Origin of the sequence: uncultured Shewanella sp., from assembly GCF_947491715.1 — a bacterium.
In the GTDB taxonomy this organism is placed as follows: domain Bacteria; phylum Pseudomonadota; class Gammaproteobacteria; order Enterobacterales; family Shewanellaceae; genus Shewanella.
In genome coordinates this window covers 1-14,694 of record NZ_CANLKR010000011.1, presented here as the reverse complement: position 1 = coordinate 14,694, position 14,694 = coordinate 1, and the positions used below count along the sequence as shown (strand labels likewise).

Sequence of the window (14,694 nt, the reverse complement as noted above, 5' to 3'; positions counted from 1 at the left end):
CTAAATTGGGAGCCGTTCATGTCATTTCACAATAAAAAAGCAGCATATCAATCACAGACTTCATTGCAAGGTGATGTGAATAAAGGCAATAAAATTGCGATCGTGGGATTGGCGGCCTTGTACCCAGAAGCTCACAATGTAGAGACATTTTGGCAAAACTTATTGCATCGAAAAGATGTACGCTCTTCGATTTCTGAGCGGGAACTGGGTGCTAATGTTGATGATTACAAAGGAGAACAAGGACAAAGCGATCGTTTTTATTGCAGCAAAGGGAGTTATATTAGGCAATTTAATTTTGATCCTAGTGGTTATCAACTGTCTGAAGCGCAATTACAAGACGTTGATACCAGTGTTCAATGGGTTTTGGATACAAGTCGCAAAGCGCTAAGTGATGCCGGAATTGTTCTATCCCCTGATACATTAGCAAGAGTTGGGGTGGTGATGGGCGCATTATCATTTCCAACGAGACAATCGAATAAACTGTTTTTGCCTTTATACAATCGTGTCGTTGAAAAAGCATTGAAGACGCGCTTTACATTACCGAAAGAACAAAGTTTAGCCTTAGCTAAATCTTTTCAGATGGGTCCTAAGGACTTTCAATATTCAACGCCCTGTAACTATGCTCAACTAGTGGCAAAAGCCTTAGGGTTAGGTGGCGTGCATTTTAACTTAGATGCGGCCTGTGCCAGTTCCGTTTATTCCCTAAAGTTGGCGTGTGATTATCTTAATCAACAAAAAGCCGATGTGATGCTTGCTGCGGCGGTGTCTGGGGCCGATCCCTTTGTGATCAATATGGGTTTTTCAATTTTTCATGCTTATCCAGATAATGATGTATCAGTGCCTTTCGATCAGCGTAGCCAAGGATTATTTGCGGGAGAAGGTGCAGGTGTGCTGGTTTTGAAAAGGCTCAATGATGCCATTGAGTCACATGATCACATTTATGCTGTCGTAGACGGGGTGGGATTATCTAATGATGGAAAAGGGCAGTTTGTTTTAAGTCCAAATAGTAAAGGGCAAGTGAAAGCTTATGAGCGTGCATACTGTACGAGTGGTATTGAACCAAAAGAAGTGGAAGTGGTTGAGTGTCACGCGACGGGTACGCCTCTAGGGGATAAAGTTGAACTCACTTCTATGGAGCAGTTTTTCAGTGACAAGTTAGAAGGCACTCCTGCGCCGTTAATCGGTTCTGTGAAGTCAAATTTAGGCCATTTACTCACTGCTGCTGGTATGCCTGGAATGATGAAAATGATTTATTCGATGAATACGGGTCAGTTGCCTCCCAGTATTAATATTGAACAAGTGATGTCATCACCTAGTGGATTGTTTGCTGAACATTCCTTTTTTAATGAAGTGATAGATTGGCCAGATAAAAAAGATAAACAAAATGGGCATAGAAGACATGCAGGGGTGTCTGTTTTTGGCTTTGGTGGCTGTAATGCTCATTTGGTTCTGTCTTCATTTCAGCATGTGCCAGTAGAGGAAAGTCACCCGTTTGCCATTGATTCAGCAAATCAAGCTGGAATGGAGGTTCAAACTGTTAAGCCTCTTAGTGAAAGAGGCTCAATACAGCCTTTGGTTGTGACAGGACTCGCTGCTCATTTTGGTCCTTTTGACGATATTAATGCGCTTGATAGTGCGATACAAAACAAACAAGATGGTTTTATTACCTTACCAACACAGCGCTGGAAAGGAATAGATAAGCATCCTGATATTTTGGCTGACTTTGGTCTTAAAGCGGTGCCGAAAGGTGCTTATATCGATCGCTTTCAATTAGATTTCTTACACTTTAAATTACCCCCAAATGAAGACGATAGGTTGATCCCTCAGCAATTATTGTTAATGAAAGTGGCGGATGAAGCAATACGTGATGCAGGCCTTAAAAGTGGCCAACATGTTGCTGTATTGGTCGCGATGGAAGCAGAATTAGAGTTACATCAGTTTAGGGGAAGAGTTAATCTTCACAGTCAATTGCAGCAAAGCTTAAAAGCCCAGGGCATTTCGCTGACCAATGAAGAGTATCAGGCATTAGAATCTATCAGTATGGACAGTATTTTACCCGCAGCTAAGTTGAATCAGTATACGAGTTTTATTGGTAACATAATGGCTTCTCGTGTGGCTTCAATTTGGAATTTTTCTGGCCCCGCTTTTACCGTTTCGGCCGCAGAGCAGTCTGTTTCACGTTGCCTTGATATTGCTCATAACTGGCTTTCTCAAATCGATGATAAAGACCCACTCGAAGCGGTGGTTATTGCTGCCGTTGATTTGAGTGGCAGTATCGAAAAAGTGTATACCATGGGTAATATTCAACCTGTGGCTATTGATCCTAATGACGCTATTAAAGGGTTTAAAGACTCGGTCGGAACGTCTACTTCCTCTTATTGGAATGTGGGAGAAGGAGCGGGTGCGGTTGTACTACAAGCGCAAAATCATTCGGCGTTGAAACAAGTTTATGCAGAAATAGCAGAGTGTGTTGCTAATGAGCAACAAGCACAGAAGCAGCCTAACTTTGATGCGGTTACGTTAGAGGATGTGTCTGTGTCATGCGTTGAATCGAGTATAGCCCCAAGTTTAAATGCTAAGCAACTAAGTGCCCAGTTAGAGACTTTAAAATTGCAATTTCCTCAGGCTCAATACTCCAAAATGAGTGATAGGGCGGGCCATACCTTTGCGGCAGCTGGCATGGCAAGCCTACTGCATTTATTGTTGCATATTCGTTCCACTCCAGTTGAGCAGCAAAATAGCGATTATGTGAATGGGTTAATGAATGTGATTAGCGAAGATGAACAGTTCTTACTGTTAGTCAGGCAAACAAAACAGCAGCAGCAAACCCTTGAGAGTCGTGTTTTAGCCGGGCTGAAGTCAGAGGATCACCCTACCGCCAATAAACCTGTAGTGAAATTAATAAAAGAAGTGGTATTAGGGGGGGAAGATATTTTTCAAACTCTTTTAAATAATGAGCTTAAGGAAGAGGCGGCGATTCAATTGAAATTTAATGAATGGTTTGCTTGTCACCCAATAGTGCCACCTGAAAAGCTGTCATTAGAAAATTGTCAGGAAAAGTCGATTATTCGTTTTTCTGAGTTAATGGCGTTACATCAAAGGGGAATTGTGGCCACTGAACATGAGATGGCCACAATGAGGCAAGAGGGAGAAAAAATGGATTTGATAGAAACGATCAGCACTTCGACTCTAAATACAGAACAGCGGACCAATCTACAGACAGTATTACCCTCTTATTTAACACAACGTAATGCAATGCAAGATGTGCACAGTGCTTTTTTGACAACTAGCGAGCAAGCTTTGTTACTAAGGGGCAAAGAGTTGCAATTGAAATATTGTGGGGGCGAGCATGATTTAGAGGAAATTAATGTTGAGCATAAGCAGTTTGTACAAGCGCCTTCTTTGCAAGTGAAGGAGTCATCAACAGAAAAAGCCTGTATTTGGAATTTTGAAGATTTACAGGAATATGCAGAAGGCAATATTGCCAATGTGTTTGGTCCTGAATATGCGATCATTGATACTTATACTCGCCGAGTACGCCTTCCTACGACAGATTATCTACTTGTCTCAAGGGTAACAAAACTTGATGCCACTATTCATGAATTTAAACCTAGCTCGATGACGACTGAGTATGATATTCCAATCGATGCACCTTACTTATTGGATGGGCAAATATTATGGGCTGTTGCGGTCGAATCGGGTCAATGTGATTTGATGTTAATTAGTTATTTAGGCATTGATTTTGAAAATAAAGGTGAGCGTGTCTATCGATTGTTGGATTGCAGTTTGACTTTTTTAGGCGATCTGCCCAGAGCTGGAGACACCTTACGCTATGATATTAAAATTAACCATTTTGCCCGTAATGGTGACACCTTGTTGTTCTTTTTTTCTTATGAGTGTTTTGTCGATGACACCATGATCCTGAAAATGGATGATGGTTGTGCAGGCTTTTTTACTGATGCGGAATTAGCTGATGGAAAAGGTGTGATTAAGACAGAGTCTGATATTGCTGCCAGAGAGCAAGCGTTAAAGCAAGTTCGAGAGAAGGTTACCCCTTTATTGCATTGTGAAAAGACGTCTTTTAATTTGGATGATATGTCTCAGTTGAGTGAAGCGAATTTAGCAGGGTGTTTTGGCGAAAGTCATGTTGTTAAAGGGCTTAAGCAAACGTCATTGAGTTTTACATCTCGACAGTTTTTGATGATTGAATCTGTTAGTCGAGTTGATATTAATGGTGGTGCTTGGGGGCTTGGGTTTATTGAGGCCCATAAGTCTTTAGCGCCAGATCATTGGTATTTCCCTTGTCATTTTAAAGATGATCCTGTTATGGCAGGTTCACTTATGGCTGAAGGTTGTGGTCAGTTATTGCAGTTTTTTATGCTGTATTTAGGCATGCATACGCTAACACAATCGGGCCGTTTTCAACCTTTGGTTGAGCTCACACAAAAGGTGAGGTGTCGAGGTCAAGTTATTCCACAGTTTGGTCAACTTACTTATCAAATGGAAATTACTGAACTAGGGTTGAGTCCTAGGCCCTATGCGAAAGCGAATGTTGATATTTTATTGAATGGTAAAGTCGTGGTGGACTTTAGGGATTTGGGGGTTGTGCTAAAAGAAGAAGAAGAATGCAGGCGGTATCAAGGGCATTTGCAGTTATTAGCTAATGGTCGACAAGAATCTAATAATAATGCGCCTTTAATGCAGAAAGTGAATGATTTAAGCGCGGATAAAAATAAAGGTGTTATTCCGTTTAAACATGTACCAGCACCAGTGATACCTGATTATCCGAATCGTGAACCAGATACCTTACCTTTTACGCCTTATCATTTGTTTGAATTTGCAACTGGCAATATAGAGTATTGTTTTGGAGAAGACTTTGCAGTGTATCGCCATCGCATATCCCCTAGAACCCCATGTGGTGATTTACAACTCACGACTAGAGTTATTGATATACAGGGTATACGGGGAGATTTTAATTCTGAGGCATCATGTATTGCTGAATATGAAGTGCCTAGTGATGCATGGTTTTTTAGACAAAATAATCATCCGGCTAAAATACCTTATTCGATTTTAATGGAAATATCCTTGCAGCCTAATGGTTTTATTTCCGGTTATATGGGCACAACTTTACAGATCACAGATGAGGATTTATTTTTTCGTAACCTTGATGGTAAAGGGCGCTTGCTTCGTGAAGTGGATTTACGGGGAAAAACCATTGTCAATCGCTCTGTGTTGTTATCGACGGTGGTGGCTGGAAAAAATATTATTCAGCGTTTTACTTTTTCATTGAGTTGTAATGATGAAGTGTTCTATGAGGGCGAAGCGTCTTTTGGCTATTTTACGCAAGGGGCATTAACTCATCAATTGGGATTGGATAATGGTCAGATCACTCAATCTTGGTATCATCAGCAGCAACGTCAGCCTGATCACCATATTGATTTAGGCGATAAAAACAGTCGATATTTTTGTGGTAGCAAAGAACAACCTTATTTCAAGTTGGCTGGCGGGCAACTTCATTTTATTGATGAAGTTGACATCGTCGAGCAGGGGGGAAGTCATGGCTTGGGCTATGCTTTTGCAAAGCGAACGATCGATCCTAGTGATTGGTTTTTTCAATGCCATTTTCATCAAGATCCTGTTATGCCCGGATCTTTGGGCGTCGAAGCCATTATTGAATTAATGCAAGTTTATGTGATTAATCAAAACTTAGGTGCAGATTTTAACAACCCTAAAATCAATCATATTCTCTCAGAAATTGAATGGAAATACAGAGGTCAAATAAACCCGCTCAATACGCATATGTCAGTAGATGTTCACATCACTGAGATCCGTCATGAACTTGGGAAAAAAGTGATCATTGGTAAAGCGAATTTAAGTAAAGATGGTTTGCGGATCTACGAGGTCAACAATATTGCCATTTGTATTGAAGAAGCCAGTGAATAAGCGTATCACTTTATGCCTATTCGGTGGATAAATGTTGATAAAATGAGGTGTTAACCTATGGAAAAAACGAAGCTCAGTGAGCAACCATTATCTCCATGGCCGTGGCAAATAAATATCTCAGATGTGAGTTTTGACTTGACTGAAATGTCTCAGCAGCTCAAAAATCTAACTTTGGGATGTTATTTGGTTAATCACAACAATAAAGGCTTAGGCATAAGTCAAAAAGCATCAGTTATCGATCCCCATGATTTTGATCCTGACAAGCATACTGCGTTGAATAATGAGTCCGTTTCTACTCATCATAGCTATTTACCTGCAAGTGCATTCTCTCCTGCGTTGGGGACACAAAGTTTAGGGGATCGTCATTTTAGACGTGTCCATGGTGTGAAGTATGCTTATTATGCAGGCTCTATGGCCAATGGTATTTCATCAGAAGAACTGGTTATTGCCTTAGGTGAAGCGGGTATTTTATGTTCTTTTGGCGCAGGTGGATTGGTAAAAGAACGTGTGGAGCAGGCGATAATCCGAATACAAGCAGCCTTACCCAATGGTCCTTATGCGTTTAATCTCTTGCATAGTCCAAGTGAGCCTGCGATGGAAAAAGCCAGTGTTGGATTATTTTTAAAATATAAAGTGCGGACGGTAGAAGCATCGGCTTTTTTAGGGTTAACGCCTCAAATTGTGCATTATCGAGCGGCAGGATTAAGTCAAACACCTGATGGACAAATATGTATTGAAAATAAAGTGATAGCTAAAGTAAGCCGCGCCGAAGTGGCGCGGCATTTTATGCAGCCCGCTCCCGTTAACTTATTACAAGATTTGGTAAATGAAGGTTTGATCACCAAGCAGCAGATGATGTTGGCTCAAAAAGTGCCTATGGCTGATGATATTACTGCAGAAGCGGATTCAGGTGGCCATACTGATAACCGACCATTGGTCACCTTGTTGCCCACTTTACTGGCACTTAGAGATAGTATTCAAGCTGAATTTCAGTATAGCAATCCATTACGCGTTGGTGCTGGTGGCGGAATTGGAACGCCTGATGCGGCACTCGCGGCGTTTAATATGGGAGCGGCTTATATTGTCACAGGATCAATTAATCAAGCCTGTGTGGAAGCGGGGGCAAGTCAACATACGCGAGCACTTTTATCGACGACAGAAATGGCCGACGTGACCATGGCTCCGGCTGCTGATATGTTCGAAATGGGCGTCAAATTACAAGTGGTCAAACGGGGGACGTTCTTCCCGATGAGGGCCAATAAATTATACGATATATATAGTCGCTATGATTCTATTGAAGCCATCCCTGCTGAGGAGCGAGAGAAGTTAGAAACGCAAATATTCAGGCGAAGTTTAGATGAGGTATGGAAGGGCACGGTTGACTTTTTTAATGAACGTGATCCTAAAGTCCTTGAACGCGCGAGAAGTCAACCTAAACGAAAAATGGCACTTATTTTTCGTTGGTATTTGGGATTATCCAGTCGATGGTCCAATATCGGGGAGGCGGGCCGAGAAATGGATTATCAAATTTGGGCAGGCCCCGCTCTTGGTGCCTTTAACCAATGGGCTAAAGGCAGTTATCTTGATGATTACCAATCTCGTCATGCGGTTGATATCGCTAAACACTTACTCTATGGGGCTGCGTATTTGAACCGTATTAATCATATTACTGCTCAAGGGATTAACTTACCTGTGGAGTTGAGACGATGGCGACCAATTAATAGGATGACATAAAGAGTATAAATGAGGTCTTTGACCTCAAGTGAAGAGGGCGTTATTGCACTCGCTCCCAGCTGATCCCTTTTGCAATAATTTTGCGTTTTTTGACAGGATCGGGCTCAGTACCCAATAAATGGCAGAGAAAATGTAGGCTATTAATATAAAGGGGTACCCAAAAGGCAATGTGTGTTTTGACTATGGGTTTCATAGTGGTTTTCTTCGCTGCGGAGGGATCTACATTATTGACTTTATCCGTAGTGATATGTGTGTGGGCATTATCCATTACTGTTGCTCCTTTATTGTCTATAAAAAGAGTGCCTGATAATATCGGTCCATTGACGCTTATTTCTTATTCAATAGAAAATAAGTGAAAACCTTTGATGCACTCTTTTGCATTTCAAGATTAACTTTTACAGCCTGTATATAAGTTGAATTGTTTGAAATTAAAATAGAAATGGACAATTTTAGATATGGCTTATCGCATTATATACCCAGAATGAGACAGTCTTTTCGCGTCTTTAGCGCGAAAGTAGGGAGTGAAACACTTCAAAGATAATACCTAAAGCAATAGCGATAAAAATCATGCCTGTGAGGAGATTAATGAGAGGAGTCATTCGTTGAAGTTTGGTTTGAATATGGGCTTTAGACAGAAACAGACTCAAAAGACTAAACCATAAAAGAGATAAGACAAAAAGCAATATGACACTGGCAAGTTGCGTGTTAAGACTGACGGTTGGCGTGATGAGAGTCGAAAATATGGTGATAAAAAAGATGAGTGCTTTTGGGTTAAGTAAATTAGTCAGCAACCCTTGTTGAAATCCTTGAAGCGGACTGATAATTTGGCCCGATATTGTATTCTTTTTAGTGGCTCGCTGGGCTGAGAAACTGGAAAAAGCGGCCTTTAATGCGTGAGAGCCTATCCAGCCAAGATAGGCAGCACCGATAAGCTGTACTAAAGTAAAAAGCACGAGTGAGCTATGTATGACTAAACTGACTCCCGTTAAACTCAAACTTGTGAGTATGAAAATTCCTGCTGAAATACCAAATGAAGTCGCCAGTGCAACAGGGCGTGTTTGTTGAGTGGCTATTTTGACCGTGAGGGCGAAATCCGGGCCAGGGCTCATTAATGCTAAGCTGTGAATAATGGCCAATGTCGTGAGTAATTCAAGATCCATATTGTTCTTCTTTACATTTTATGCAGTTGTTGATATCTCCAATTTTGAATCATAACCCTATCAAGGTATTGTAAAAAATTGCAATGATGTCATTATTCATTCGTTTTTATCGGTACGTTCTCACGGATATAGGTGGCGTTGAAAATGACTGGGCGTTATTAAATAGGCGGCCTTAAAGGTTTTATTGAAATGGCTTTGATCGAAAAATCCCATATCATGAGCGATGTGAGTGGATTTATCTCCTCTTAATAAGGCTTTTTTAGCATATTCTAGTCTTAGGCATTTAAGATAGGCGTGAGGTGTCATACCCGTTGCCGTTTTAAATTGCCTGAGAAATTGAAATTGGCTTAAATTTAATTGAGTGGCGAGTTCTTCTAATTTAAAAGAGTGAGAAAGTTGGCTGTGAAAGAGCGATTTAATCTCATTTAATTGCTTAGGACTTAAGGCAAATTGCTTTTCTGAGCGGACTTGACTGTTTTTACAATGACGTTGGATTAACTCCGTCGTAAATGCCATAGTGGTGGTTTCTTTGATTAGCTGACTGTCAATATGATGGGGGTCTTGTTGCGTTAATAATTGATGTAAATTTAAAAAGGCGTTGCATAATTGGGGATCAGGTAATATGGGGTGCTGAAAATAACATGAGCTGTGTTTGAGTTCTTGTGCGACTTGATGAATGTAATGAATGGGAAAAGACATGACATTGGCGGTATAACCTTCCTCTTGATGGCTTTTACCATCATGGACTTCATCTGGATTAAGGGTGGATAATACTGTATTGCCTACATGATATTCTTGACCTTTATGGGAGTAACGTTGGCTACCTTGTGAGATGAGTCCAACGTGATAGTCCAAATGTACATGCTTGTTAAAAGTGAAATATTGGAATCGCGCTCGACTGACCGCCATTTCTGCAATGCTAGGATGCTGCCAATAATGAATATAATCTTGTTGCATGTGATGTTTCTTGATGACCCGTTTATCTGATTTTTTTGGTAATCGTTTACCAAGATACATATCGAGAAGGCGTGAAGGAATAGCACTATAGTAATCTTTGTTCTAGTTTCAGACTAGTAAATAATTGCAGCAAAAAAGGTGCCTGTGTTTCATCATTGGTATCTTTAGATTGCAAGGGTATAATCTCATCACTTTTTAAATGCTAAAATTTATTGACAATAAAGATACTTGGTATCAATAGGAGCTTCAGTGAAAGGTCAGATCATAAGAGAAATGAAAGTGTTAAAGGTTATTGATCCTGCTTTTGAAGTACAAAGGCGTGTCGCTTTTATTAAGGCTAAATTGAAGCAATCAAGCCTTTATTCTTTAGTGTTGGGGATCAGTGGTGGAGTTGATTCATCAGTAACGGGGCGTTTATGCCAACTGGCGGTTAATGAACTGAATGAAGAAATTGATACTGAGAGTCAGCAAAGCGAATATCAGTTTATTGCGGTGCGTTTGCCCTATAAAGTTCAACGCGACGAGGGTGAAGCGCAGCTCGCTTGTCAATTTATTCAGCCATCAAAGCAAGTGACGGTGAATATCGGCCAAGGCGTTGATGAATTACATTTGGCTGCTTTAAAAGGGATGGAAGACGCGAATGTTGCCTGTGACAGTGTCAATACTGATTTCGTGAAAGGTAATGTGAAAGCAAGAATGCGTATGATTGCTCAATATCAGGTCGCGGGCATGATAGGTGGTTTAGTGGTTGGAACCGATCATAGTGCTGAAAACATAACGGGTTTTTATACAAAATGGGGAGATGGCGCCTGTGATTTAGCGCCATTATTTGGGCTCAATAAGCGTCAAGTGAGGCAAGTTGCGCGTTATTTAGATGCCCCTGAAACATTAGTGGTTAAAGCACCCACAGCGGATCTAGAGTGTGATAAACCACAGTTAGAAGATGAAGTCGCATTAGGTTTAAGCTATGATCAAATTGATGATTTTCTTGAAGGAAAAGAGGTATCGAGTTTTGTCAGTGATAAGCTGATTGCGATTTATAAAGCAACGCAACATAAACGTCAAGCTATTCCAACGATATATGATTAGTCATTATATTTAAATGTCATATTGATATTTAATTAATAACGCTCTTAAATGAGCGTTATTAATTAATGACTAAGAATATTTCCTTTTTTTATACTGTTTTTCCACTCATACTCTTTTGCTATAAATAAATAAGAATAAGCAGTTAAAAACAAATAAGTTATTGAAAAATAATTTATTTGCTTTATAAGTTTTTTACTTTTCACTTCGGTGAAATTATTTTTATCGGCTAATATTATATCGTTCAATAATGGATTGTAAATAATAAGGATATTTCTCATGAAAACATTCGTTTATTCATTGTTAATTAGCTTATCCCTTGTGCTGAGTGTGTCATCTCATGCCGATCCTATTCAAGATTTAAGTATGAATGCTTATAAGGCGGGTTGGTATCCTAATGTATATCAGGGACAAGCAATGACCTGTCCTAGAGCATGTGAGATTTGGGTCGGTACTCGAGCCGAGTATGAAAAAACCAGTGATATAGTATCTAAACATGAAGTTGCCCATGTGTGTAAGATCACGCGTGATCCTGCTATTATCATGGATCCACAAAATGATCCTAGCTCACATTGGATTTATGGTTCTCAATTTGATGATGTGGCAGCTTGTTTCGCCGGCACTTCTTGGGGACACACAATAGGCTCTGATTTATTCATGTGTTTGTGCGTTAATTATTAATAACCGAGTAGCCATTTGAGCAAATTTAAGATAAATAATAAAAGCCGCATTTACATATTATTGATTTAAATGCGGTTTTTTTATGTTAAGGGATGGCGTCATGTGGGATGAGAATGCTGATAAAATAAGTTATTGAAGCCATGTCATTTGTTAGATATTTTTTAATGATGTCCTTAAACTTGATTAAAAATAAGGTGGTGAGAAATAGTCATTTATTTTTACATATAGGTTGTTTAAAATGCATTTTTTAGCTGGTCGCAATGTATAGGTGAATACGACTGTGTCCAAACAACATAAAAAATTGATTATTGCTATGCTTGCTGCGGGTGGTAGTCGCCGTTTTAAGGGAGCCAAGTTAGCAGCGACACTGCCAACGAGTCAAAAAGCCATTATTTTTGACTCTTATGCAAAGCTCAAACAGCTTAGCGATAGGGTGAATGCTGAAGATAAGATTAACCTTCAGCTAGAGCTACTGGTCATTCTGGGGGGTCATCACACCCTTTTACAATCTATACTGCCAGATACGGCACATTATCTTGTGAATACCCAGTGGGCCCAAGGATTATCCACTTCAGTGAAATGTGCTGCCCATTATGCTCAACAGCAGCAAGCATCGGGTCTGATGATCACTTTGGCGGATCAGGTTGCTATTGACGTCGAAGATTATCAGCAGCTCCTTTTACTTTGGTTACAAGATAAGCAAACTGTTGCCTCTAAGTATTTAAACGAACCTGGGGTGCCAGCCATTTTTAATGATGACGATTTAGCTGATTTTTCTATGATCAATGGTGATAGAGGTGCCAAGCCAGTGTTAATGGCGCATCAAGCACAAAATCGGTTGAGTCTTTTGCCATTGGACTGCGCAGCATGGGATATTGATACTCGTGAGGAACTGGCTCGTTGGGATCAAAAATAACAGTAAAACAGTTATTATTAAGTACATTAGGATCTGTTGATATTTTATTGATTTCTTTGGAACGATAAAATGCTTTTGCTAATTCTCTAAGTTACTTCTTCAGTTTTAAATATTGCACTTAGATATGCTAGCGACTTTGGTTTATTCAGAGACTTGTAAATATTAAGTCAGTATTATCAATTACAATTTCATTGTAAATTTTCGTATGATTTAAAGTATTCAGTGATTATTTACATTAAATCATATTTAACTCAAAATTCCTTATTTATCTTCTGGTTTATACATTTATATCGATTAAGTTTCCGTTAATGCGCTTGTGAGTGGTTCTTTTTAAATCGTGGTTTGACCAGATTTTGTTATTCCCTCTTTTTCTTTGTATTAGATAAAGGTCTTATGCTTCATCATGAGTCTATGTACTGATAGTGGACAAGTGATCCACTATCATTTCGTTTCGAATTATCTCTAAATTTTAAGGGTGTTGAGAATGACAACGTTTTCAGATATTAGAACTGCTTTAAGTGATCCCTTAGCCGCAAAATCAATTCAAACCATGGATGAGGTTAGAGCTTTTAAGCTGCTGCATCCTGAGTCAACACCTGCTCAAAAAATAGTTGAGGCTTATGATGAGCGAGTTCGGTTTGGTACTTATGCAGATAATTTTCAGCGTTTTTACTTTGGCGATGAAGCGACAGAGTCTAGATTATCTTCTTCATTGAAAGATACGCATTCAGGCATACGTACTGCGTTTAGAGGGGCTCATCAACATATTGATCAAACTGCAAAGAAGGCCTTATCTCATTTACAAAATGGTATGGCTGGTGTGACTCATATTCCTGAAGACTTTTCCACGATCAAAACCGCCTTTCATGGTGATAATGATAATGATGGTGCTTGGCAAAAATTAGGCACAGGTTTAGGGCAAGGTTGGTCAGCGGTCGGTAGTGGGATCACGCAATTTAAAAATGTTGGTAGTGACTTTACTCAAATAAAAACGGCTTTTCATGGTGATGGTGAAAATGATGGTGCTTGGCAAACATTAGGCTCAGGGCTAGGAAAAGGCTGGTCAGCGGTTGGTAGTGGGATCACGCAATTAAAAAATGTGGGCAGTGATTTTACTCAAATAAAAACGGCTTTTCATGGTGATAAAACCAGTGATGGTGCCTGGCAAACATTAGGCTCAGGGCTAGGAAAAGGCTGGTCTGCGGTTGGTAGTGGGATCACTCAGTTTAAAAATGTGGGCAGTGATTTTACTCAAATAAAAACGGCTTTTCATGGTGATGGTGAAAATGATGGTGCTTGGCAAATATTAGGCTCAGGTCTAGGAAAAGGCTGGTCAGCGGTTGGTAGTGGGATCACGCAATTAAAAAATGTGGGCAGTGATTTTACTCAAATAAAAACGGCTTTTCATGGTGATGGTGAAAATGATGGTGCTTGGCAAACATTAGGCTCAGGTCTAGGAAAAGGCTGGTCAGCGGTAGGTAGTGGGATTACACAAGTTCAAAATATTGGTAGCGACTTTACTCAAATAAAAACGGCTTTCCATGGTGATAAAGACAGTGATGGTGCTTGGCAAACATTAGGCTCAAGCCTAGGAAAAGGCTGGTCAGCGGTTGGTAGTGGGATCACGCAATTAAAAAATGTGGGCAGTGATTTTACTCAAATAAAAACGGCTTTTCATGGTGAAGGTGGTGCTTGGCAAACATTAGGCTCTGGTTTAGGGCAAGGTTGGAAAACTGTCGCCGATGGCATTAAAGGCGTTTCTCATATAAAGGGGGATATGGGGCGTATTCACTCTTATTTCTCAGAGCACAGATCCAGTGATAGTTTAAATTTATCAGCAATTAATCAGTCATATGCAGATGAAAGAACACAAATCAAAAATGAATATAATGAAACCTTGGCCCATTTGGATAATATTATTCAAAGAGAAAATGGATCTGTGTTAGCAAGTCTTAATAAAGGTTGGGTCAATTTTAAAAAAGGATGTAGCTTAGCATTATCAGGCTTGAAACAGGCTGGTGAAATTGCGTTGAAATCTGTTTATAAGTATGGATTGGTTTCTTTGGCTGAAGTTGCTGGTCACCTTGGCTCTATTGCTTCACGAAGTTTGCAATCTTTGAGTTCTGTAGTCGTTGGTGGGACGGCGATGGCAGGAGCCAGTGTTGTAGCAGGATTGGGATTAGCTGGGACAGAATTAGTGGCCTTTGGTGGCGATGT

9 protein-coding genes are annotated in these 14,694 nt (G+C 40.0%); 6 read left to right on the top strand and 3 right to left on the bottom strand.

Going from position 1 to position 14,694, the window contains the following annotated elements:
* Nucleotides 1-18 precede the first annotated feature (18 nt).
* Nucleotides 19-5,943, top strand: a complete 5,925-nt coding sequence (locus tag Q0779_RS09700; RefSeq protein ID WP_298772064.1) for a beta-ketoacyl synthase N-terminal-like domain-containing protein — start codon at nt 19-21, stop codon at nt 5,941-5,943.
* 57 nt (nt 5,944-6,000) lie between these two features.
* Nucleotides 6,001-7,677, top strand: a complete 1,677-nt coding sequence (locus tag Q0779_RS09695; protein ID WP_298772062.1) for a PfaD family polyunsaturated fatty acid/polyketide biosynthesis protein — start codon at nt 6,001-6,003, stop codon at nt 7,675-7,677.
* 40 nt (nt 7,678-7,717) lie between these two features.
* On the opposite strand, the gene Q0779_RS09690 is transcribed toward Q0779_RS09695, so the two are convergent.
* The 3 genes from Q0779_RS09690 to Q0779_RS09680 all read right to left on the bottom strand — a co-directional run bounded on the left by Q0779_RS09690 (nt 7,718) and on the right by Q0779_RS09680 (nt 9,794).
* Complete coding sequence (locus Q0779_RS09690; protein WP_298772061.1) at nt 7,718-7,945, bottom strand: hypothetical protein; 228 nt, start codon at nt 7,943-7,945, stop codon at nt 7,718-7,720.
* Between the two features lie 235 nt (nt 7,946-8,180).
* A complete protein-coding gene (locus tag Q0779_RS09685; RefSeq protein ID WP_298772060.1) occupies nt 8,181-8,837 on the bottom strand; it encodes a LysE family translocator in 657 nt (218 codons plus the stop codon).
* Between the two features lie 120 nt (nt 8,838-8,957).
* Nucleotides 8,958-9,794: an AraC family transcriptional regulator gene (locus Q0779_RS09680; RefSeq protein WP_298772059.1), complete on the bottom strand. Its 837-nt coding sequence runs from the start codon at nt 9,792-9,794 to the stop codon at nt 8,958-8,960.
* A 249-nt stretch (nt 9,795-10,043) separates the two neighbouring features.
* On the opposite strand from Q0779_RS09680, the gene nadE reads away from it, so the two are divergent.
* The 4 genes from nadE to Q0779_RS09660 all read left to right on the top strand — a co-directional run.
* Nucleotides 10,044-10,883 carry an ammonia-dependent NAD(+) synthetase gene (gene nadE, locus Q0779_RS09675; RefSeq protein WP_298772055.1) on the top strand — a complete coding sequence of 280 codons (840 nt, stop codon included), beginning with the start codon at nt 10,044-10,046 and terminating at the stop codon, nt 10,881-10,883.
* A 276-nt stretch (nt 10,884-11,159) separates the two neighbouring features.
* On the top strand, nt 11,160-11,561 hold the full coding sequence (locus Q0779_RS09670; protein WP_298772053.1) for a hypothetical protein: 402 nt from the start codon (nt 11,160-11,162) through the stop codon (nt 11,559-11,561).
* 280 nt (nt 11,562-11,841) lie between these two features.
* A complete protein-coding gene (locus tag Q0779_RS09665) occupies nt 11,842-12,477 on the top strand; it encodes an NTP transferase domain-containing protein (RefSeq protein ID WP_298772051.1) in 636 nt (211 codons plus the stop codon).
* Nucleotides 12,478-12,961: 484 nt separating this feature from the next.
* Nucleotides 12,962-14,694: hypothetical protein (locus tag Q0779_RS09660; protein ID WP_298772047.1), on the top strand; the 1,733-nt coding region annotated here is incomplete at its 3' end.

Coding starts and splice junctions, on each gene's coding strand:
- Q0779_RS09680 (WP_298772059.1), bottom strand. CDS start 9,794: ATGCAACAAGATTATATTCATTATTGGCAGCATCCTAGCATTGCAGAA.
- Q0779_RS09690 (WP_298772061.1), bottom strand. CDS start 7,945: ATGGATAATGCCCACACACATATCACTACGGATAAAGTCAATAATGTA.
- Q0779_RS09700 (WP_298772064.1), top strand. CDS start 19: ATGTCATTTCACAATAAAAAAGCAGCATATCAATCACAGACTTCATTG.
- Q0779_RS09670 (WP_298772053.1), top strand. CDS start 11,160: ATGAAAACATTCGTTTATTCATTGTTAATTAGCTTATCCCTTGTGCTG.
- Q0779_RS09695 (WP_298772062.1), top strand. CDS start 6,001: ATGGAAAAAACGAAGCTCAGTGAGCAACCATTATCTCCATGGCCGTGG.
- Q0779_RS09685 (WP_298772060.1), bottom strand. CDS start 8,837: ATGGATCTTGAATTACTCACGACATTGGCCATTATTCACAGCTTAGCA.